This window comes from Pectobacterium sp. PL64 (genome assembly GCF_022477975.1).
Lineage (GTDB): Bacteria > Pseudomonadota > Gammaproteobacteria > Enterobacterales > Enterobacteriaceae > Pectobacterium > Pectobacterium jejuense.
The window spans coordinates 4777509-4798337 of the sequence record NZ_CP092070.1 but is presented as its reverse complement, the minus strand read 5'-3'; the positions used below and the strand labels follow the sequence as shown (position 1 = coordinate 4798337).

The following is a 20829-nucleotide window of genomic DNA, read 5'->3' as shown; positions in this document are numbered from 1 at the left end:
ATCCATGAATCAGACTGCATTCACTCAATCAACCGATCACATGATTACCTTAGAGAATGTGAATAAGTGGTACGGGCAATTTCATGTGCTTAAAGACATCAACCTGCAGGTCAGGCAAGGAGAACGGATTGTACTGTGCGGCCCTTCCGGCTCGGGGAAATCAACCACCATACGCTGTATTAATCATCTTGAAGAACATCAGCAAGGGCGAATTGTTGTTGATGGGATTGAATTAAATAATGATTTGCGCAATATCGAAAAAATTCGTACTGAAGTCGGCATGGTTTTTCAGCACTTCAATTTGTTCCCACACTTAACCGTATTGCAGAACTGCACGCTGGCACCATGTTGGGTACGCCACACGCCGAAAAAAGAAGCGGAAGAGCTGGCAATGCACTATCTGGAACGCGTGCGTATCGCCGCACATGCGCATAAATTTCCGGGGCAGCTATCTGGAGGTCAGCAGCAGCGTGTGGCCATCGCACGCTCACTATGTATGAAACCCAAGATTATGCTGTTTGACGAACCGACGTCTGCGCTGGATCCTGAAATGGTGAAAGAGGTGCTCGATACTATGCTTGGGCTGGCTCAGGATGGGATGACGATGCTTTGCGTCACGCATGAAATGGGATTCGCAAAAACTGTCGCTGATCGGGTGATCTTTATGGATCAAGGAGAGATCGTGGAACAAGCCCCACCGGATATTTTCTTCTCCAGCCCTCGCTCAGAGCGTACTCAGGCATTTCTCTCACAAATCCTGCACTAAGCTAAAGCATCCTGCCTGCGTGTCCTACGCAGGCCTTCCCCAATATCACCATTATGATGGATCTCACAGCTCGCGTTATCGCATAACCAACGCGGGCTGGATAAGGTAGGGAAGTTCCTGCATCCGAAAACTGCCCGATGTCCCGTATTTGCTACGGCTATCTACCAGATACACCTAAATAAGTGCACAACAGTGAGCAAATCGTTGCAGCAAAAAGCCCTCGTCTTTCGACGAGGGCTTTCCACTTATTTGATGCCTGGCAGTTCCCTACTCTCACATGGGGAAGCCCCACACTACCATCGGCGCTACGGCGTTTCACTTCTGAGTTCGGCATGGGGTCAGGTGGGACCACCGCGCTATCGCCGCCAGGCAAATTCTGTTTCATTCCAACCGTTATGTTCCACTTTTTGTGTCACACAACCATCAGAACCAATCTCTGAACAAGCTAAAATCAAAATCTCTGAGTCGCCCACAAAACACCTTCGGTGTTGTAAGGTTAAGCCTCTCGGGTCATTAGTACTGGTTAGCTCAACGTATCGCTACGCTTACACACCCAGCCTATCTACGTCGTCGTCTTCAACGGCCCTTCAGGGGCATCTAGTGCCCAGGGAAGACTCATCTCGAGGCAAGTTTCCCGCTTAGATGCTTTCAGCGGTTATCTCTTCCGCACTTAGCTACCGGGCAATGCAATTGGCATCACAACCCGTACACCAGTGGTGCGTTCACTCCGGTCCTCTCGTACTAGGAGCAACCCCTCTCAATCTTCCAACGCCCACGGCAGATAGGGACCGAACTGTCTCACGACGTTCTAAACCCAGCTCGCGTACCACTTTAAATGGCGAACAGCCATACCCTTGGGACCTACTTCAGCCCCAGGATGTGATGAGCCGACATCGAGGTGCCAAACACCGCCGTCGATATGAACTCTTGGGCGGTATCAGCCTGTTATCCCCGGAGTACCTTTTATCCGTTGAGCGATGGCCCTTCCATTCAGAACCACCGGATCACTAAGACCTGCTTTCGCACCTGCTCGAGCTGTCACTCTCGCAGTCAAGCTAGCTTATGCCTTTGCACTAACCTCCTGATGTCCGACCAGGATTAGCTAACCTTCGTGCTCCTCCGTTACGCTTTGGGAGGAGACCGCCCCAGTCAAACTACCCACCAGACACTGTCCGCAACCCGGATCACGGGTCCACGTTAGAACATCAAACATTAAAGGGTGGTATTTCAAGGTTGGCTCCACGCAGACTGGCGTCCACGCTTCAAAGCCTCCCACCTATCCTACACATCAAGGCTCAAGGTTCAGTGTCAAGCTATAGTAAAGGTTCACGGGGTCTTTCCGTCTTGCCGCGGGTACACTGCATCTTCACAGCGAGTTCAATTTCACTGAGTCTCGGGTGGAGACAGCCTGGCCATCATTACGCCATTCGTGCAGGTCGGAACTTACCCGACAAGGAATTTCGCTACCTTAGGACCGTTATAGTTACGGCCGCCGTTTACCGGGGCTTCGATCAAGAGCTTCGCCTTGCGGCTGACCCCATCAATTAACCTTCCGGCACCGGGCAGGCGTCACACCGTATACGTCCACTTTCGTGTTTGCACAGTGCTGTGTTTTTATTAAACAGTTGCAGCCAGCTGGTATCTTCGACTGATTTCAGCTCCATGAGCAAGTCACTTCACCTACCATCAGCGTGCCTTCTCCCGAAGTTACGGCACCATTTTGCCTAGTTCCTTCACCCGAGTTCTCTCAAGCGCCTGAGTATTCTCTACCTGACCACCTGTGTCGGTTTGGGGTACGATTTGATGTTACCTGGAGCTTAGAGGCTTTTCCTGGAAGCGTAGCATCGGTTACTTCATCACCGTAGTGACTCGTCATCACGCCTCAGTGTTAACAATGACCCGGATTTACCAAAGTCATCCACCTTCACGCTTAAACCGGGACAACCGTCGCCCGGATAACCTAGCTTTCTCCGTCCCCCCTTCGCAGTAACACCGAGTACAGGAATATTAACCTGTTTCCCATCGACTACGCTTTTCAGCCTCGCCTTAGGGGTCGACTCACCCTGCCCCGATTAACGTTGGACAGGAACCCTTGGTCTTCCGGCGTGCGGGTTTTTCACCCGCATTATCGTTACTTATGTCAGCATTCGCACTTCTGATACCTCCAGCAGCCCTCACAGGCCACCTTCGACGGCTTACAGAACGCTCCCCTACCCAACAACACCTAAGTGTCGCTGCCGCAGCTTCGGTGCATGGTTTAGCCCCGTTACATCTTCCGCGCAGGCCGACTCGACCAGTGAGCTATTACGCTTTCTTTAAATGATGGCTGCTTCTAAGCCAACATCCTGGCTGTCTATGCCTTCCCACATCGTTTCCCACTTAACCATGACTTTGGGACCTTAGCTGGCGGTCTGGGTTGTTTCCCTCTTCACGACGAACGTTAGCACCCGCCGTGTGTCTCCCGTGATAACATTCTTCGGTATTCGTAGTTTGCATCGGGTTGGTAAGTCGGGATGACCCCCTAGCCGAAACAGTGCTCTACCCCCGAAGATGAATTCACGAGGCGCTACCTAAATAGCTTTCGGGGAGAACCAGCTATCTCCCGGTTTGATTGGCCTTTCACCCCCAGCCACAAGTCATCCGCTAATTTTTCAACATTAGTCGGTTCGGTCCTCCAGTTAGTGTTACCCAACCTTCAACCTGCCCATGGCTAGATCACCGGGTTTCGGGTCTATACCCTGCAACTTAACGCCCAGTTAAGACTCGGTTTCCCTGCGGCTCCCCTATACGGTTAACCTTGCTACAGAATATAAGTCGCTGACCCATTATACAAAAGGTACGCAGTCACCTAACAAGTAGGCTCCCACTGCTTGTACGTACACGGTTTCAGGTTCTATTTCACTCCCCTCGCCGGGGTTCTTTTCGCCTTTCCCTCACGGTACTGGTTCACTATCGGTCAGTCAGGAGTATTTAGCCTTGGAGGATGGTCCCCCCATATTCAGACAGGATGTCACGTGTCCCGCCCTACTCATCGAACTCACAGCTTGTGCATTTTTGTGTACGGGACTATCACCCTTTACTGTGCGACTTTCCAGACGCTTCCACTAACACACAAACTGATTCAGGTTCTGGGCTCCTCCCCGTTCGCTCGCCGCTACTAGGGAATCTCGGTTGATTTCTTTTCCTCGGGGTACTGAGATGTTTCAGTTCCCCCGGTTCGCCTCATGACACTATGTATTCATGTCATGATAGTGTGTCGAAACACACTGGGTTTCCCCATTCGGGTATCGTCGGGTATAACGCTTCATATCAGCTTACCGACGCTTATCGCAGATTAGCACGCCCTTCATCGCCTCTGACTGCCTAGGCATCCACCGTGTACGCTTAGTCGCTTAACCTCACAACCCGAAGGTGTCTTTGATAACTCAAAGTCACTGTTCGCGCTGCGATTATTTGAGAGACTCATTAACATACTGACACGCCATTCATACCCGCAGGCATCAATGCATGTTCAGCTGTCATGTTTCAATTTTCAGCTTGTTCCAGATTGTTAAAGAGCAATATCGTAAACATGACTCCGAAGAATCATCTTTAAGATATTCGTGATAATGTCTTTCACTCATTATCGGATTGGCGTCCCCAAGGGGATTCGAACCCCTGTTACAGCCGTGAAAGGGCAGTGTCCTAGGCCTCTAGACGATGGGGACACGAAAAATCCGCACCAGGTCATAAACCCGGCACGCTCGCGTCAGCATGAGTCTACACTCATGACATCAACAGGTGCGCTTGCTCAGTATTTTCATCAGACAATCTGTGTGAGCACTTCACGCAACACACATCTTTTTGGTAAGGAGGTGATCCAACCGCAGGTTCCCCTACGGTTACCTTGTTACGACTTCACCCCAGTCATGAATCACAAAGTGGTAAGCGCCCTCCCGAAGGTTAAGCTACCTACTTCTTTTGCAACCCACTCCCATGGTGTGACGGGCGGTGTGTACAAGGCCCGGGAACGTATTCACCGTAGCATTCTGATCTACGATTACTAGCGATTCCGACTTCATGGAGTCGAGTTGCAGACTCCAATCCGGACTACGACGTACTTTATGAGGTCCGCTTGCTCTCGCGAGGTCGCTTCTCTTTGTATACGCCATTGTAGCACGTGTGTAGCCCTACTCGTAAGGGCCATGATGACTTGACGTCATCCCCACCTTCCTCCGGTTTATCACCGGCAGTCTCCTTTGAGTTCCCGACCGAATCGCTGGCAACAAAGGATAAGGGTTGCGCTCGTTGCGGGACTTAACCCAACATTTCACAACACGAGCTGACGACAGCCATGCAGCACCTGTCTCAGAGTTCCCGAAGGCACTAAGCTATCTCTAGCAAATTCTCTGGATGTCAAGAGTAGGTAAGGTTCTTCGCGTTGCATCGAATTAAACCACATGCTCCACCGCTTGTGCGGGCCCCCGTCAATTCATTTGAGTTTTAACCTTGCGGCCGTACTCCCCAGGCGGTCGATTTAACGCGTTAGCTCCGGAAGCCACGCCTCAAGGGCACAACCTCCAAATCGACATCGTTTACAGCGTGGACTACCAGGGTATCTAATCCTGTTTGCTCCCCACGCTTTCGCACCTGAGCGTCAGTCTTTGTCCAGGGGGCCGCCTTCGCCACCGGTATTCCTCCAGATCTCTACGCATTTCACCGCTACACCTGGAATTCTACCCCCCTCTACAAGACTCTAGCCTGTCAGTTTTGAATGCAGTTCCCAGGTTAAGCCCGGGGATTTCACATCCAACTTAACAGACCGCCTGCGTGCGCTTTACGCCCAGTCATTCCGATTAACGCTTGCACCCTCCGTATTACCGCGGCTGCTGGCACGGAGTTAGCCGGTGCTTCTTCTGCGGGTAACGTCAATCGACAAGGTTATTAACCTTACCGCCTTCCTCCCCGCTGAAAGTGCTTTACAACCCGAAGGCCTTCTTCACACACGCGGCATGGCTGCATCAGGCTTGCGCCCATTGTGCAATATTCCCCACTGCTGCCTCCCGTAGGAGTCTGGACCGTGTCTCAGTTCCAGTGTGGCTGGTCATCCTCTCAGACCAGCTAGGGATCGTCGCCTAGGTGAGCCATTACCTCACCTACTAGCTAATCCCATCTGGGCACATCTGATGGCGAGAGGCCCGAAGGTCCCCCTCTTTGCTCTTGCGAGGTTATGCGGTATTAGCTACCGTTTCCAGTAGTTATCCCCCTCCATCAGGCAGTTTCCCAGACATTACTCACCCGTCCGCCGCTCGTCACCCAGAGAGCAAGCTCTCCTGTGCTACCGCTCGACTTGCATGTGTTAGGCCTGCCGCCAGCGTTCAATCTGAGCCATGATCAAACTCTTCAATTTAAGATTTGTTTGATTTGCTGAACTCGTCAGCGATGCTCAAAGAATTAGTAACTGTTCATTCGTAATGAATTTACTGTTGTTCACTCTTCAAGACTTTTTATATCGTTAAGATACGGTCTTGTGAGTGCCCACACAGATTGTCTGATTAAATTGTTAAAGAGCAGTGCCACTTCATCGGTGGCGCGGGCTGCATATACTATGCTTTTCCGCTGTGAAGTCAAGTCATTACTGACCGCCTTCGTTGAATCTTTTTTCCTGTCACCCCAACCGCGTGTCGCTGTTGCCGTGTCAGTGGAGGCGCATTATAGGGACGTGTTTTTGCGAACGCTAACTGAATATTTCTCTTTATTCCGCAATTATGGCTCTGACAAAGACGATATTCACATACCGTTCTTTACTGACTACCCAAATCCAGGGGATAACATCATCATGCAACAACGCCGTCCAATTCGCCGCGCTCTGCTCAGCGTTTCTGACAAAGCAGGTATTGTCGAATTTGCTCAAGCTCTGTCCCACCGTGGCGTCGAGCTCCTTTCAACTGGTGGAACCGCCCGTTTGCTGGCCGATGCTGGCTTAGCGGTGACTGAAGTCTCTGACTACACCGGCTTCCCAGAAATGATGGATGGGCGAGTGAAGACCCTGCACCCAAAAGTACACGGCGGCATTCTGGGACGACGCGATCAAGATGATGCGATCATGACGCAGCACGATATCAAACCGATTGATATCGTGGTTGTGAATCTGTATCCGTTTGCTCAGACCGTTGCTCGTGAGAACTGCACATTAGAAGATGCGGTTGAGAATATCGATATCGGTGGGCCGACGATGGTTCGCTCCGCCGCCAAGAACCATAAAGATGTGGCTATCGTGGTCAAGAGCAGCGACTACAGCGCCATCATTAATGAAATCGACGCCAACGAGGGTTCACTGACCTACGAAACCCGTTTCGATTTAGCCATTAAAGCCTTCGAACACACTGCCGCTTACGACAGTATGATTGCCAACTACTTTGGTGCACTGGTTCCGCCTTACCACGGTAAAACCGATAAACCATCAGGTCACTTCCCGCGCACGTTAAACCTGAACTACATCAAAAAGCAGGACATGCGCTACGGCGAGAATAGCCATCAGCAAGCTGCCTTCTATATAGAAGAGAATATTCACGAGGCCTCTGTCGCTACCTCAACACAGTTACAAGGCAAAGCACTGTCTTATAACAACATCGCCGATACCGATGCGGCGCTGGAATGTGTGAAAGAATTTGCCGAGCCGGCCTGCGTTATCGTTAAGCATGCGAATCCGTGCGGCGTAGCGATTGGCGACTCAATTCTTGATGCTTACGAGCGCGCCTATAAAACTGACCCAACATCTGCATTCGGCGGCATTATCGCTTTCAACCGCGAGCTGGATGAAGAAACAGCGCAGGCCATCATTAGCCGCCAGTTTGTCGAAGTCATTATTGCCCCATCTGCCAGTGAGGCTGCATTGAAGGTGACCGCAGCCAAACAGAACGTACGCGTCCTGACGAGCGGTAGCTGGCAACAACGCGTTCCTGGGCTGGACTTCAAACGCGTCAACGGCGGTTTGCTGGTACAGGATCGCGATCTGGGCATGGTCGATGCGTCTCAGTTACGTGTCGTAACCGAGCGCCAGCCGAGCGAACAGGAATTACGTGATGCCCTTTTCTGCTGGAAAGTGGCTAAGTTTGTTAAATCCAATGCGATTGTGTACGCACGGGACAACATGACCATCGGGATAGGTGCTGGCCAGATGAGCCGCGTTTACTCAGCGAAAATCGCCGGTATCAAAGCGAGCGATGAAGGGCTGGAAGTAAAAGGTTCCGCTATGGCGTCTGATGCATTCTTCCCATTCCGTGATGGTATTGATGCCGCTGCGGCCGTTGGCATTACCTGCGTGATCCAACCGGGCGGGTCGATTCGTGATGATGAAGTCATTGCTGCCGCCAACGAACACGGCATTGCGATGATCTTTACCGACATGCGCCATTTCCGCCATTAATTCTGGAGCTGACCGAAATGAACATTTTAGTAATTGGTAATGGCGGACGCGAGCACGCGCTAGCCTGGAAAGCCTCACAGTCACCACTGGCGAAACGTGTTTATGTTGCTCCAGGAAACGCGGGTACCGCGCTTGAGCCAGCGCTGACCAACGTCGATATCGCCGCCACTGATATTCCAGCGTTAGTCGCGTTTGCCCAAGAAAACCACATCGATTTAACCATCGTTGGCCCCGAAACACCGCTAGTTATCGGCGTTGTGGATGCATTTCAGAGCGCGGGTCTAAAAATCTTTGGCCCAACGCAGGGCGCTGCACAGTTAGAAGGCTCTAAAGCCTTTACTAAAGATTTTCTGGCGCGTCACAATATTCCATCAGCGGAATACCAGAACTTCACCGAAGTTGAACCCGCGCTGGCCTATGTCCGCAGCAAAGGCGCACCGATCGTCATCAAGGCCGACGGACTAGCCGCTGGTAAAGGCGTGATTGTCGCCATGACGTTGCAGGAAGCAGAGAACGCCATTCAGGATATGTTGGCGGGGAATGCATTCGGCGATGCCGGACACCGTATCGTGGTGGAAGAGTTCCTTGATGGCGAAGAAGCCAGCTTCATCGTTATGGTAGATGGCAAGAATGTATTGCCGATGGCAACTAGCCAGGACCATAAACGCGTTGGGGATAAAGATACGGGCCCGAATACCGGTGGTATGGGCGCTTATTCGCCAGCTCCGGTGGTGACCGATGAAATCCACCAGCGCGTGATGGATCAGGTGATTTGGCCGACCGTCAACGGCATGGCCGCAGAGGGAAATACCTATGTCGGCTTCCTGTATGCCGGTCTGATGATTTCTGCCGATGGTCAACCAAAAGTGATCGAATTCAACTGCCGCTTTGGCGATCCAGAAACACAGCCAATTATGCTGCGTCTGCGCTCCGATCTGGTGGAACTGTGTCTGGCAGCCTGTGACGGCACGCTGGATCAGAAAGATTCAGTCTGGGATGAACGTCCATCTCTGGGCGTGGTATTGGCTGCAGGCGGCTATCCGGCTGACTACAATACAGGCGATGTGATTTCCGGTTTACCTCAGCAGGATGCCGAAGATGGCAAAGTTTTCCATGCTGGTACCAAGTTGAACGGCAGTAATGTCGTCACCAACGGCGGCCGTGTACTGTGCGTCACTGCATTGGGCAATACCGTGGCTGAAGCGCAACAACGTGCTTATGAAATCGCAGCGGGTATTCAGTGGCAAGGAGTATTCTGTCGAAAAGACATCGGCTACCGTGCGATTGAGCGCGAGCAAGCTTGATAAGCGATGCGATAACGATTGCCTGATCAATACTGAAGCCCGGAGAAATCCGGGGTTTTTATAGCCAGATTTTTTGTATACCCTAAATAATTCGAGTTTCAGGACAAAACGTTAGCGTTTTGAACAACGCAAAGCGTTGGCCCGTTAGGGCGAGGCTCATTTATGCGCTTCGTAACGCGGTAAGAGAGGGAATCCCGATGAGCTTACTCAGGTAAGTGATTCGGGTGAGTGAACGCAGCCAACGCACATGAAACTTGAAGTATGACGGGTATGGCTATTTAGGTTCCCACTGGCAGACGTCATCTTCCACCACCAGCAATAGCTGCGTCCCTTCTGGCGCTTCCAGCCACGCGACGTTTAGCGGGCGCGTTGCATGCGCTTTTTGCTGCGCGATCCATTCACGCGAGTCATTGTCAAAATCAGGGCGAACCACCGTGCCGTCACAAGACTGCACCTGCCCTTCCAGCCATTTCCCTTGCTTTAGCCTCACCTTGCCTGCACGCAATACATCGCTCAATTCCAGCATGCGCTTCGCATCGAACTGGTAGAGCGAGATTTCATCATCAGAAACCGATTCACGTCTTTCGGCAAGCTGCCGCTGCATAAAGCTGACGGTTCCATCTTCTGCAAAGCGCAAACGCATATCTTCTTGTTGCGTCCCGAGCTGATTACGTTGTATCTCGCGTAGCTTATCCTGCTGGAACGTATAGCGCGTCACCACCAGGGCATTGCCTTGAAGCGGGTTGTATACGGTGGTCAGCGCCGTCGTATTCTGCGCATCATCCTTACGCCACAAACGCACAACACCACGATCGGCAACGTAGCCGCTGGCGAAAACGTCCGGCGGTGCGGTGCGGCTACTACAAGCTACCACGGCGATAAGCACGAGGCCTGCGCCACACAAACGTCGTAAAAGCAAAAGGGGCGAAACCGCCCCTCTGCTTAAACTTTTAACCGGCATGGGCTTATTTAACAGCGTCTTTCAGAGCCTTGCCAGAAACAAATGCTGGCACGTTGGCAGCAGCGATTTTGATTTCTTTACCGGTTTGTGGGTTGCGGCCAGTGCGCTCATTACGATGGTTCACTTTAAACGTACCAAAACCAACCAATTGTACTGCATCACCTTCTTTCAGAGACTCGGTAATTGCCGCCAAAGTTGATTCCAGAGCTGCTTTAGCCTGTGCTTTTGACAGATCAGCTTTGTCCGCAATTACATCAATCAGTTGAGTCTTATTCATAAGTTATCCTTACAGTGTGTTTATCGCTTGCTAAGCATCGAGTGCGACGGATATGCCCTTTCCCGTTTCAGGGTGTAATAGCACTCTCCTGCATACACGCACCGACAGCCACTTTTTTTACGCCCCCCAAATGTAGACCAGACAGGGTGCGAATGTGAAGCCTTAAGACAGGCCATTTCAGGCCTTAAATCACGTTTTATCGCGTTATTGATGCAAATTTATCCCGATGTTACTACTTCCGGCCTCGCGCAGATCGGAACGGAGCCCTTTGATCAGCTCAATATCGCGTTCTTCGCAGGCCGCCAACAGGCGAAAAATCTCCCATTGGATGTCCCATTCTTCTTCAATTGCAGGCACAACCTTGAGCTCATCGTCGGTCATTTCTTTGCCTGCCTGCGTCATTTCCAGCATGGCAACTGTGCGAATAGACGTTTCGCTAATCGCTATCGCATGTTCCAGCGTTTCACCGCTTAAGCGCGAATGAATCAGCTCGCCCAGTGCGATACAGGCATCAATAGCCGGGTAGACGCCGTAAAGATCGTAATCTTCCGCGGCGGGAACCGCTTCTTCCAGCTTTTCCAACTGGCTATCAAAATTGACCTTAGCATCTTTAACAACCAATGTTTCCCATACCAGATCGAGAATGCGACGGTAAACCATCGCGTCGCCGAATTCTGTTTGACGACAAAACTCGTGGTAATTTGGATACATACGTTCACAAAGACATGCCATGAAAGTGACATGTTGCCAGCTCGCCAGCTTTTCCAGACGTAAATGAATGGGGTTACGTAACATTTTTATGCTCATTAACGGCGACGGACGGCAGTGTACCTGAAATCACAGTGACGCCCTATGCCTGAATTCCTAAAGTTTTACGACAATACGTTAGCGGCTTGCTGCCGTTGCCAACGCACAAATGCGGGACGATTTGATGCGACAGCATCAGCCCAACGAGTCGGCTCCGGTAAACGGTAGCCGCGCATACAAGATTGTACCCAGTGCAATGCACTATCCTGACTGACTCGATGCCCTGTCGCCACAAACAGCGGATTACAGCGCGCTTTACTGCGCCATACCCAGCCAATCTGCTCGCCCTTATCCAGTAACGGCTGCTGGCTGCCAACGCCCTCCGCCAATGGCTCAAATCGGCCACAAAGTCGACTTTTCGCCACGCCAATCGTCGGAACATCAGCTAGCAGACCGAAATGGCTGGCAACGCCGAGACGACGCGGGTGGGAAATCCCATGCCCGTCGACAAACAGCAGATCCGGTTTCTGTTCAAGCAACGCCCACGCGGCGAGTAGCCCAGGGCATTCACGAAACGAAAGAAAACCGGGGATATAAGGCATTGTCGTGCTGATACGCGCAATCTTGTATTCTATCAGTTCCAACGAAGGATAGCGCATTACCGCAATCGCAGCGCGGGTTACTGAGCCTTCTTGCTCAAAGCCAACATCCGCACCCGCGATAAACGTGGGCTGCTCAAAAGGTAAATCGTCGTGCCGAATCACATCAGAAGCGCGGGCCAACTGTTCAGCCCGCAGCCGTTGTGTATCAATCACATCACCTCCTGTGAATCATGCGTGATAAGGGCGAGACAAGCGATGGACGGCCTCAACAAACACGCCTGCATGCTCCGGCGGCACATCCTGATGAATGCCGTGACCCAGATTGAAAACATGGCCATTGCCTTGTCCAAATCCGGCCAGGATCGATGCCACTTCCTGCTCGATCCGTGCCGGATCGGCATACAACATCGACGGATCCATATTTCCCTGTAGCGCGACTTTATCGCCTACGCGACGGCGTGCGTCGCCGATATCGCTCGTCCAGTCCAGCCCTAACGCATCACAGCCGGTTTCCGCCATCACTTCCAGCCACTGGCCTCCACCTTTGGTGAAGAGCGTCACTGGCACACGGCGGCCTTCGTTCTCGCGCTGTAATCCGTCAACAATCTTATGCATGTAATGCAGGGAGAATTCTTTGTAGTCACGCCCGCTCAGCGCGCCGCCCCAGGTATCGAATACCATCACCGCCTGCGCACCTGCGCGAATCTGCGCGTTGAGGTAAAGAATGACGCTATCCGCCAGCTTATCCAGCAACAGGTGTAGCGTTTTAGGCTCGGCGAACATCATTTTCTTGATGACGGTAAACGCTTTGCTGCTACCGCCTTCAATCATATAGGTCGCCAGCGTCCACGGGCTGCCCGAGAAGCCGATAAGCGGCACTTCCCCAGCGAGATTTTTACGGATCGTCCGCACCGCGTTCATCACATAACCGAGTTCCTGCTCTGGATCGGGAACCGGCAGGTTAACCACATCGGCATGAGACGCGATCGGAGACTGAAAGCGCGGACCTTCCCCTGCTTCAAAATAAAGTCCTAAGCCCATGGCATCAGGGATAGTCAGGATATCGGAGAACAGGATCGCCGCATCCAGCGCATAGCGCCGTAAAGGTTGTAACGTGACTTCACAAGCCAACTCTGCGTTTTTACACAGCGACATAAAATCACCCGCCTGTGCGCGCGTTGCCTTATATTCCGGCAGATAACGCCCCGCCTGACGCATCATCCACACTGGGGTGACATCAACGGGTTGGCGTAATAACGCCCGCAAATAGCGATCGTTTTTCAGATCAGTCATGTTCTTTTCCTTTCAACCTCACGGCGGTTCTACACCGGATAGATGTGATGAAACGGATGCGTTATAAGGCGAGCGCTTTATGAAGCGAATACGCTATGACGCAGGTGCGCGGTGTACGCGAGCCATTCATGACGCCAATACTACCACGTCAGCCTTCGTTCTCGTGATAAGCGCGGCACAGTACCACCGTATCTTCGATAAGCCGACGTGCCACAGTGCCCGGCGGAGGCAACTGCGGGAGTTGGTCATAACGGAACCAGCCTGCGTCACGCAGCTCTTTCGGGTCATGCTTGATTTCGCCACCCGCATAGTCGGCCATAAACGCCATCATCAGTGAATGCGGGAATGGCCAAGGCTGCGAGCTCACATAGCGCAGGTTTTTTATCTGAATTTGGCTCTCTTCCATCACCTCACGCACGACCGTCTGCTCCAGCGTTTCGCCCACTTCGACAAATCCGGCCAGCACGGTGTACATGTTTCCGCGATGCCGATTGTGTTGTGCCAGCAAAATTTCCTCGCCACGGCGAATCGCAACGATGATGCAAGGCGCGATCTGCGGATAATAGCGCTCTTTGCAGTGGTGACATAAGCACGCCAGCTCGGTTTTACTCCGCACCATTTCATGGCCGCAATAACCGCAAAAACGATGAGAGCGATAGAATTCAGCCAGCTGTACGCCGCGCCCCGCGAGTTGGAATAAGCCGACGTCCTGATCGAGCAACTGGCGAACCGATGCCATATCGGAATCCCGCCCCTGACAGACCAGCCAGACAGGCAGTCCTTGCCATTCACCAATTTGGCGAGCCGTTTTCCCCTGCAACGACCACGCCGTAGCCGTTCCGCGCGGTAATTCTCCCTGAGGGAGCCAGATTTGTACCGCATCGCTAACTACCCACCAGCCGGTTTCGTCACCTTTTAGCGTCTGTTCCATATCTTTTTATTGCTCCACTGCCACTTCACTGGCATTTTACATTCAGAGTGATTACATAAGTTTTATAACTGGGATTTCAGTTATTTCTTACCGTTCACGGAGTCAACAATGCTAAACCAGCTACAAAGTCTAACTGAATACGTTGGTGGCAATAATGCGTTAATCGACCAATGGCTACAAGCGCGTAAGCAGCTTCTGGTGGCTTACTATCATCTGGTTGGCATCAAGCCGAATAAGGAAACGCTTTCTCTTCTGGATGAAGAGGCATTGGATAATTTTTGCCAGAATCTGGTGGACTATCTTTCTACCGGCCACTTTCATTTATACGAAAAAATGCTGCATGAAGCCGCGACGCACAGCGAACAAGTATTAGCGCTTTCCACCCAGCTCGACCTCGCCCTGCAAAATAACACGCAGCAAATTATGACGTTTTACGATAGCCATCTGGCGGCAGCCATCGACCACGATAACTGCCTCGAATTCCAGCAGGCACTCTCCCACGTCGGCGAAGCGCTGGAAGAACGTTTTACGTTAGAAGACAGAATGATCCAGCAGGTTTACGACAAATAGTCGTCATTTGACGTTATTTCAGGACATCATCACACATTGTAAAAGCAAAAGCGGCACGCTTTGACATCCGCGTTTTGCCGACATACAGTGTAGGGGTTTTATTGGCCCGTTTAAGAGACGGGCATATCTTGTCGGAGTGCCTAGCGTGCTCGTGTTTCGTTTATGACGAAATTTATGAGCGCACAGGCTGAGACCGTTAATTCGGGATCCGCGGAACCTGATCGGGTTAATACCTGCGAAGGGAACAAGAGTAATGCACCTCATTGAGCCCAAGGCTGTGTATTCCCACATACCTGCTCTGACGCTCAATATCATTATTACTCCCTCCGGGCTCCAGACAAGCAATCTTCCCTTTACGTCTTACAGGAACTTGCTATGTCTACAGAACCATTGTCTAAAGAACCGTTATCTGTAAACCCATTGTCTACAGAAGCACAGCTACCCACAGCATCCAAATCGGGTCGCCGTGAACAGCGTGCCGCCGCCCAGCAGTTTATTGAAACCTTACAGGGAACCGCCTTTCCCAATTCCAAACGCATTTACCTTACGGGCTCACGTGATGATATCCACGTACCGATGCGAGAAATTCAGCTCAGCCCGACACTACTCGGCGGCAGTAAAGACAACCCCCAATACGAGCCCAATGAGCCAATCCCGGTTTACGATACGTCAGGGCCTTATGGCGATCCCGCTGCGCAACCCGATGTCCGAGTTGGGCTAGCGAAGCTGCGCACCAGTTGGATTGCAGAACGTCACGACACCGAGGCGCTATCTGGCGTCAGCTCCGATTTCACCCAGCAGCGTCTGGCGGATGCGGGTCTGGATCATCTGCGCTTCGAGCACTTGCCACGACCTTTACGTGCCAAAGCGGGCAAACGCGTTACTCAACTTCACTATGCGCGACAGGGCGTGATTACCCCCGAAATGGAATTTATCGCCATTCGCGAAAATATGGGACGCGAGCGTATTCGCACTGACGTGCTACGCCAGCAGCATCCGGGCCAAAGTTTCGGAGCTCTCCTGCCGGAGAACATCACGCCGGAATTTGTCCGTCAGGAAGTGGCCGCCGGCCGCGCCATTATCCCTTCCAACATCAACCACCCAGAATCAGAGCCGATGATTATCGGCCGCAATTTTCTGGTGAAGGTTAACGCCAATATCGGCAACTCCGCCGTGACCTCCTCCATCGAAGAAGAGGTGGAAAAGCTGGTCTGGTCTACCCGCTGGGGTGCAGATACGGTGATGGATCTCTCCACTGGTCGCTATATTCACGAAACCCGCGAGTGGATTCTGCGTAACAGCCCCGTGCCAATCGGGACGGTACCGATTTATCAGGCGCTGGAGAAAGTGAACGGCGTGGCGGAAAACCTGAACTGGGAAATGTTCCGCGATACGCTGCTGGAGCAGGCGGAACAGGGCGTGGACTACTTCACCATCCACGCTGGCGTGCTGTTACGCTACGTACCGATGACCGCTAAACGCCTGACCGGCATCGTCTCACGCGGCGGCTCCATTATGGCGAAGTGGTGCCTGTCGCATCACAAAGAGAGCTTCCTGTACGAACACTTCCGTGAGATTTGTGAAATTTGTGCCGCTTACGACGTCGCGCTGTCGCTGGGTGACGGCTTACGCCCCGGCTCCATTCAGGATGCCAACGACGAAGCCCAGTTTGCCGAACTGCATACGCTGGGCGAGCTGACTAAAATCGCCTGGGAATACGACGTTCAGGTGATGATCGAAGGCCCCGGCCACGTTCCGATGCAGATGATCCGCCGCAACATGACCGAAGAGCTGGAGCACTGCCATGAAGCGCCGTTCTATACGCTCGGCCCACTCACCACCGATATCGCACCGGGTTATGATCACTTCACCTCCGGCATCGGTGCAGCCATGATCGGCTGGTTCGGTTGCGCGATGCTCTGCTACGTGACGCCGAAGGAACATCTTGGCTTGCCGAACAAAGAAGACGTTAAACAGGGGCTGATTACCTACAAGATCGCCGCTCACGCCGCCGATCTGGCAAAAGGCCACCCCGGCGCGCAGATCCGCGATAACGCCATGTCAAAAGCGCGTTTCGAATTCCGCTGGGAAGACCAGTTCAATCTGGCGCTCGATCCCCAAACCGCTCGCGCCTACCACGATGAAACCCTGCCGCAAGAATCCGGTAAAGTCGCCCACTTCTGTTCCATGTGCGGCCCCAAATTCTGCTCGATGAAAATCTCACAGGAAGTACGCGACTACGCGGCGAAACAGGAAGCGGAAGCCAAACCGATTGAAGTCGGTATGGAGCAGATGTCGCAAGAATTCCGCTCACGCGGCAGCGAGCTTTATCACAGCGCCACCAGCCTGCAAACCGAGGTAAGCAAATGACGGACTCGACGCCTTTTGCCCCAACGGCACAGCGGCTGGGGCTTTATCCCGTCGTCGATAGCGTGGAATGGATCGAGCGACTACTCGGCGTCGGGGTGAAAACGATCCAGCTCCGGATCAAAGGTCGGTCAGATGAACAAGCAGAAGCCGAGGTGATCCAGGCGATCGCCTTGGGTCGCCGCTATCAGGCGCAGCTTTTCATCAATGACTATTGGAAATTAGCCGTAAAACATCAGGCGCACGGCGTACATCTGGGTCAGGAAGATCTGGATACCGCCGATCTGATCGCGATTAAACAAGCTGGCCTGCGTTTAGGCGTCTCCACGCACGACGATCGTGAGCTGGCGCGCGCGGTGGCGATCAGCCCGTCCTACATCGCGCTGGGGCATATTTTCCCTACGCAAACCAAAGACATGCCATCAGCGCCGCAGGGGCTCGCTGAACTGACGCGCCACATCACCAATCTGCAAGACCGTTTTCCCACCGTGGCGATTGGCGGTATCAGCATCGATAGCGTCCCTGCGGTGCTAAAAACGGGCGTCGGCAGCATTGCCGTCGTCAGCGCCATTACGCAGGCACCAGACTGGCGGCAAGCAACGGCAACGTTGCTCAGGATGATTGAAGGGCGGGAGGCATAATATGGCAACGCATCACCACTCTACGCCAGCCGGACTGAGCGATAGCGAGTTCATGCGCTACAGCCGTCAACTCATGCTGGAAGATATTGGCCCGGACGGTCAGGATAAGCTCAAAGCCGCACGCGTTCTGCTGGTCGGACTGGGTGGGCTGGGCGCGCCCGCGTCGCTCTATCTGGCTGCCGCAGGGGTCGGCACGCTGCTGCTTGCCGACGATGACACACTGCATATCAGCAACCTGCAACGTCAGATTCTGTATCGCACCAGCGATACCGACAAGCCCAAAGCCGTGCTGGCCCAGCGTCAGCTACAGGCGTTAAACCCGAACTCAGAAGCGATTGCGATTACCGAGAGGCTCAGCAGCGACGCGTTACGCCATGCCGTCAGCCGCGTCGATCTGGTGCTGGATTGCAGCGATAACATGACCACTCGCCATGAGGTTAACGCCGCCTGCTTTCGCGCAGGTAAGCCGCTCATCAGTGGGAGCGCCGTCGGCTTCAGCGGCCAGCTCGCCGTCTTCACGCCGCCTTATCACGCTGGCTGCTACACCTGCCTGTACCCTGATACGACCGAACCACAACGCAACTGCCGTACCGCAGGCGTGCTGGGTCCGGTGGTCGGCGTAATTGGCACACTCCAGGCGCTGGAAGCGATCAAACTGCTGGCTGGTATGCCATCCGCGTTGGACGGCAAGCTGAGAATGTTCAATGGCAAACAGCAGAGTTGGAACACGCTTCAACTAACCCGCGCGCCCCATTGCCCGGTATGCGGGGGAGCAGTATGAGAATCACGCTGAATGATGAGCCCTTTGAATTCCCAGAGGCTATCACGGTTAAGGCGCTGCTGAGCCAGATCAATCGGCTCCAGCCTGGTACAGCGTTGGCCATCAACCAGACCATTATCCCGCACGCCACCTGGTCACAGCATCAGGTGCAGGACGGTGATGATATTTTGCTTTTTCAGGCCATCGCGGGAGGATGACATGCTGCACATTGCCGATACGACATTTACTTCACGGCTACTGACCGGCACCGGGAAATTCGCCACGCCAGAACTGATGCTGGCAGCGCTTGAGGCTTCCGGCTCTCAGTTGGTTACCATGGCGATGAAACGCGTTGACCTGAACGGCGGCAACGATGCCATTCTTGCCCCGCTACGCCAGCTCGGTATTAAGCTGCTGCCGAATACGTCGGGTGCCAAAACCGCAGACGAAGCCATTTTTGCAGCCCGACTGGCGCGTGAAGCGCTGGGCACTCGCTGGCTGAAACTGGAAATTCATCCCGATGTGAAATACCTGCTGCCCGACCCTATCGAAACCCTGAAGGCCGCCGAACAGCTGGTAAAAGAGGGATTCACGGTACTGCCCTACTGCGGTGCCGACCCGGTACTATGCAAACGGCTGGAAGAAGTCGGCTGCGCGGCGGTGATGCCGCTGGGCGCACCGATCGGCTCCAATCAGGGACTGCAAACGCGTGACTTTCTCCGCATCATCATCGAACAGGCGCGCGTTCCGGTGATTGTCGATGCGGGTATTGGCGCACCCAGCCATGCGGCTGATGCGCTGGAAATGGGAGCCGATGCCGTTCTGGTCAACACGGCCATCGCCGTTGCTCGCGATCCCGTGGCGATGGCGCACGCATTTCGGCTGGCAGTCGATGCCGGAGGGCTTGCTCGTCAAGCCGGGCTGGGAAGTAAGCAGTTTGTCGCCAGCGCCACCAGCCCGCTCACCGGTTTTCTTCATCGGCAAACAGAAGGGACAAGGTGATGAACGTCGATTTCCAAACCGTCTGGGAACAGCTCGACTGGGATGACCTGACGCTGCGCATCAACGGTAAAACCGCACGCGATGTTGAACGAGCGCTTGCTGCCCCACACCTGACGCGTGACGATTTTATGGCGCTCATTTCACCTGCCGCCAGTACCTATCTGGAACCGCTAGCTCAGCGGGCGCAACAGCTTACCCGACAGCGTTTCGGCAATACGGTAAGCTTCTATGTCCCGCTGTACCTGTCCAACCTGTGCTCCAACGACTGTACCTACTGCGGCTTTTCGATGAGTAACCACATCAAGCGAAAAACGCTGGATGAAGCAGAAATCCTGCGTGAATGCGCCGCTATCAAGGAACTGGGGTTTGAACACCTGTTGCTCGTGACTGGCGAACATCAGCGTAAAGTAGGCATGGATTATTTTCGTCGCGTCTTTCCGCTGATCCGACCGCTCTTCAGTTCGCTGATGATTGAAGTTCAGCCCTTGTCGCAGGACGAGTACGCCGAATTAAAAGCACTGGGTCTGGATGGCGTGATGGTCTATCAGGAAACCTATCATCCGGCGACCTACCAGTTGCACCATCTCAAAGGACAAAAGCAAGATTTCCACTGGCGACTCGCCACGCCGGATCGATTAGGTCGTGCGGGGATCGACAAGATCGGGCTGGGCGCCTTAATCGGCCTGTCCAATAGCTGGCGCACCGACTGCTACATGGTGGCAGAACACCTGCTGCACTTACAACAACACTACTGGCAAAGCCGGTATTCTATCTCGTTCCCGCGTCTGCGCCCCTGTGCGGGCGGCATTGAACCGGCGTCACTCATGGATGAAGCGCAGCTCATGCAGGTGATTTGCGCATTCCGGTTGCTGTCGCCGGATATTGAGCTGTCGCTATCCACACGTGAGTCGCCTTTCTTCCGCGATCATGCCATTCCTATCGCAATTAACAACGTCAGCGCATTTTCCAAAACCCAGCCGGGTGGCTACGCCGACGACCATCCAGAACTGGAACAGTTTTCACCGCATGACTCGCGGCGCCCTGAAGACGTGGCGCAGGCCATCATACGTGCAGGTCTCCAACCCGTGTGGAAAGACTGGGACGGTTATTTAGGCCGGTAGTTACCGAACAGATAAGACAGCGATACGCTTGATTTGGGACGCGACTCGCAAGCCGAAATGAGAATTACACGGAAGACAA

General features: G+C 53.3%; 16 protein-coding genes, 1 tRNA gene, 3 rRNA genes and 1 riboswitch. Of the genes, 10 read left to right on the top strand and 10 right to left on the bottom strand.

Going from position 1 to position 20829, the window contains the following annotated elements; genetic code table 11:
• The first annotated feature begins 4 nt into the window (after window positions 1-4).
• Complete coding sequence (locus tag HP572_RS21550) at window positions 5-766, top strand: amino acid ABC transporter ATP-binding protein (protein ID WP_039313845.1); 762 nt, start codon at window positions 5-7, stop codon at window positions 764-766.
• A gap of 254 nt (window positions 767-1020) precedes the next feature.
• Here HP572_RS21550 and rrf read toward each other — a convergent pair.
• The 4 genes from rrf to HP572_RS21530 form a co-directional block, all read right to left on the bottom strand.
• Window positions 1021-1136, bottom strand: a 5S ribosomal RNA gene (rrf, locus tag HP572_RS21545).
• A gap of 122 nt (window positions 1137-1258) precedes the next feature.
• Window positions 1259-4164: ribosomal RNA gene (locus HP572_RS21540) — 23S ribosomal RNA — on the bottom strand.
• 233 nt (window positions 4165-4397) lie between these two features.
• Window positions 4398-4473: transfer RNA gene (locus HP572_RS21535), tRNA-Glu, on the bottom strand.
• A gap of 140 nt (window positions 4474-4613) precedes the next feature.
• Window positions 4614-6155: ribosomal RNA gene (locus tag HP572_RS21530) — 16S ribosomal RNA — on the bottom strand.
• The 16S, 23S and 5S rRNA genes sit together here with 1 tRNA gene alongside, the layout of an rRNA operon.
• Window positions 6156-6584: 429 nt before the next feature.
• On the opposite strand from HP572_RS21530, the gene purH reads away from it, so the two are divergent.
• Window positions 6585-8174, top strand: a complete 1590-nt coding sequence (purH, locus tag HP572_RS21525) for a bifunctional phosphoribosylaminoimidazolecarboxamide formyltransferase/IMP cyclohydrolase (protein ID WP_240584292.1) — start codon at window positions 6585-6587, stop codon at window positions 8172-8174.
• Window positions 8175-8191: 17 nt separating this feature from the next.
• Window positions 8192-9478: a phosphoribosylamine--glycine ligase gene (gene purD / locus HP572_RS21520; protein WP_240584291.1), complete on the top strand. Its 1287-nt coding sequence runs from the start codon at window positions 8192-8194 to the stop codon at window positions 9476-9478.
• Window positions 9479-9752: 274 nt separating this feature from the next.
• Here purD and HP572_RS21515 read toward each other — a convergent pair whose 3' ends face one another.
• From HP572_RS21515 to nudC, 6 genes are all read right to left on the bottom strand, one after another.
• The gene (locus HP572_RS21515) at window positions 9753-10439 is read right to left on the bottom strand and encodes a DUF1481 domain-containing protein (protein WP_240584290.1); all 687 of its coding nucleotides are present in this window, start codon (window positions 10437-10439) and stop codon (window positions 9753-9755) included.
• Window positions 10440-10443: 4 nt separating this feature from the next.
• On the bottom strand, window positions 10444-10716 hold the full coding sequence (gene hupA, locus HP572_RS21510) for a nucleoid-associated protein HU-alpha (protein WP_005970302.1): 273 nt from the start codon (window positions 10714-10716) through the stop codon (window positions 10444-10446).
• 204 nt (window positions 10717-10920) lie between these two features.
• Window positions 10921-11511, bottom strand: coding sequence for a YjaG family protein (locus HP572_RS21505; RefSeq protein ID WP_039508841.1), 591 nt, complete (start codon window positions 11509-11511; stop codon window positions 10921-10923).
• A gap of 77 nt (window positions 11512-11588) precedes the next feature.
• Window positions 11589-12278 carry a deoxyribonuclease V gene (gene nfi, locus HP572_RS21500; protein WP_240584289.1) on the bottom strand — a complete coding sequence of 230 codons (690 nt, stop codon included), beginning with the start codon at window positions 12276-12278 and terminating at the stop codon, window positions 11589-11591.
• Between the two features lie 15 nt (window positions 12279-12293).
• Window positions 12294-13358 carry a uroporphyrinogen decarboxylase gene (gene hemE / locus HP572_RS21495; protein WP_240584288.1) on the bottom strand — a complete coding sequence of 355 codons (1065 nt, stop codon included), beginning with the start codon at window positions 13356-13358 and terminating at the stop codon, window positions 12294-12296.
• Window positions 13359-13506: 148 nt separating this feature from the next.
• Window positions 13507-14289 carry an NAD(+) diphosphatase gene (gene nudC, locus HP572_RS21490; protein WP_010285519.1) on the bottom strand — a complete coding sequence of 261 codons (783 nt, stop codon included), beginning with the start codon at window positions 14287-14289 and terminating at the stop codon, window positions 13507-13509.
• Between the two features lie 108 nt (window positions 14290-14397).
• On the opposite strand from nudC, the gene HP572_RS21485 reads away from it, so the two are divergent.
• The 7 genes from HP572_RS21485 to thiH all read left to right on the top strand — a co-directional run bounded on the left by HP572_RS21485 (window position 14398) and on the right by thiH (window position 20750).
• Window positions 14398-14859 (top strand): Rsd/AlgQ family anti-sigma factor, encoded by a 462-nt coding sequence (locus tag HP572_RS21485; RefSeq protein ID WP_010285518.1) that lies wholly within the window; start codon window positions 14398-14400, stop codon window positions 14857-14859.
• Window positions 14860-14981: 122 nt separating this feature from the next.
• A riboswitch (TPP riboswitch) is annotated at window positions 14982-15120 on the top strand.
• A 114-nt stretch (window positions 15121-15234) separates the two neighbouring features.
• Window positions 15235-17229 (top strand): phosphomethylpyrimidine synthase ThiC, encoded by a 1995-nt coding sequence (gene thiC, locus HP572_RS21480; RefSeq protein ID WP_240584287.1) that lies wholly within the window; start codon window positions 15235-15237, stop codon window positions 17227-17229.
• On the top strand, window positions 17226-17867 hold the full coding sequence (thiE, locus tag HP572_RS21475; protein ID WP_240584286.1) for a thiamine phosphate synthase: 642 nt from the start codon (window positions 17226-17228) through the stop codon (window positions 17865-17867). The genes thiC and thiE overlap by 4 nt, the downstream gene beginning before the upstream one ends.
• A 1-nt stretch (window position 17868) precedes the next feature.
• Window positions 17869-18648, top strand: coding sequence for a molybdopterin-synthase adenylyltransferase MoeB (locus HP572_RS21470; RefSeq protein ID WP_240584285.1), 780 nt, complete (start codon window positions 17869-17871; stop codon window positions 18646-18648).
• A complete protein-coding gene (gene thiS, locus HP572_RS21465) occupies window positions 18645-18845 on the top strand; it encodes a sulfur carrier protein ThiS (RefSeq protein ID WP_240584284.1) in 201 nt (66 codons plus the stop codon). Before HP572_RS21470 ends, thiS begins: the two co-directional genes overlap by 4 nt.
• A gap of 1 nt (window position 18846) precedes the next feature.
• The gene (locus HP572_RS21460) at window positions 18847-19629 is read left to right on the top strand and encodes a thiazole synthase (protein ID WP_039499872.1); all 783 of its coding nucleotides are present in this window, start codon (window positions 18847-18849) and stop codon (window positions 19627-19629) included.
• On the top strand, window positions 19629-20750 hold the full coding sequence (thiH, locus tag HP572_RS21455; protein ID WP_240584283.1) for a 2-iminoacetate synthase ThiH: 1122 nt from the start codon (window positions 19629-19631) through the stop codon (window positions 20748-20750). Before HP572_RS21460 ends, thiH begins: the two co-directional genes overlap by 1 nt.
• Window positions 20751-20829 lie beyond the last annotated feature (79 nt).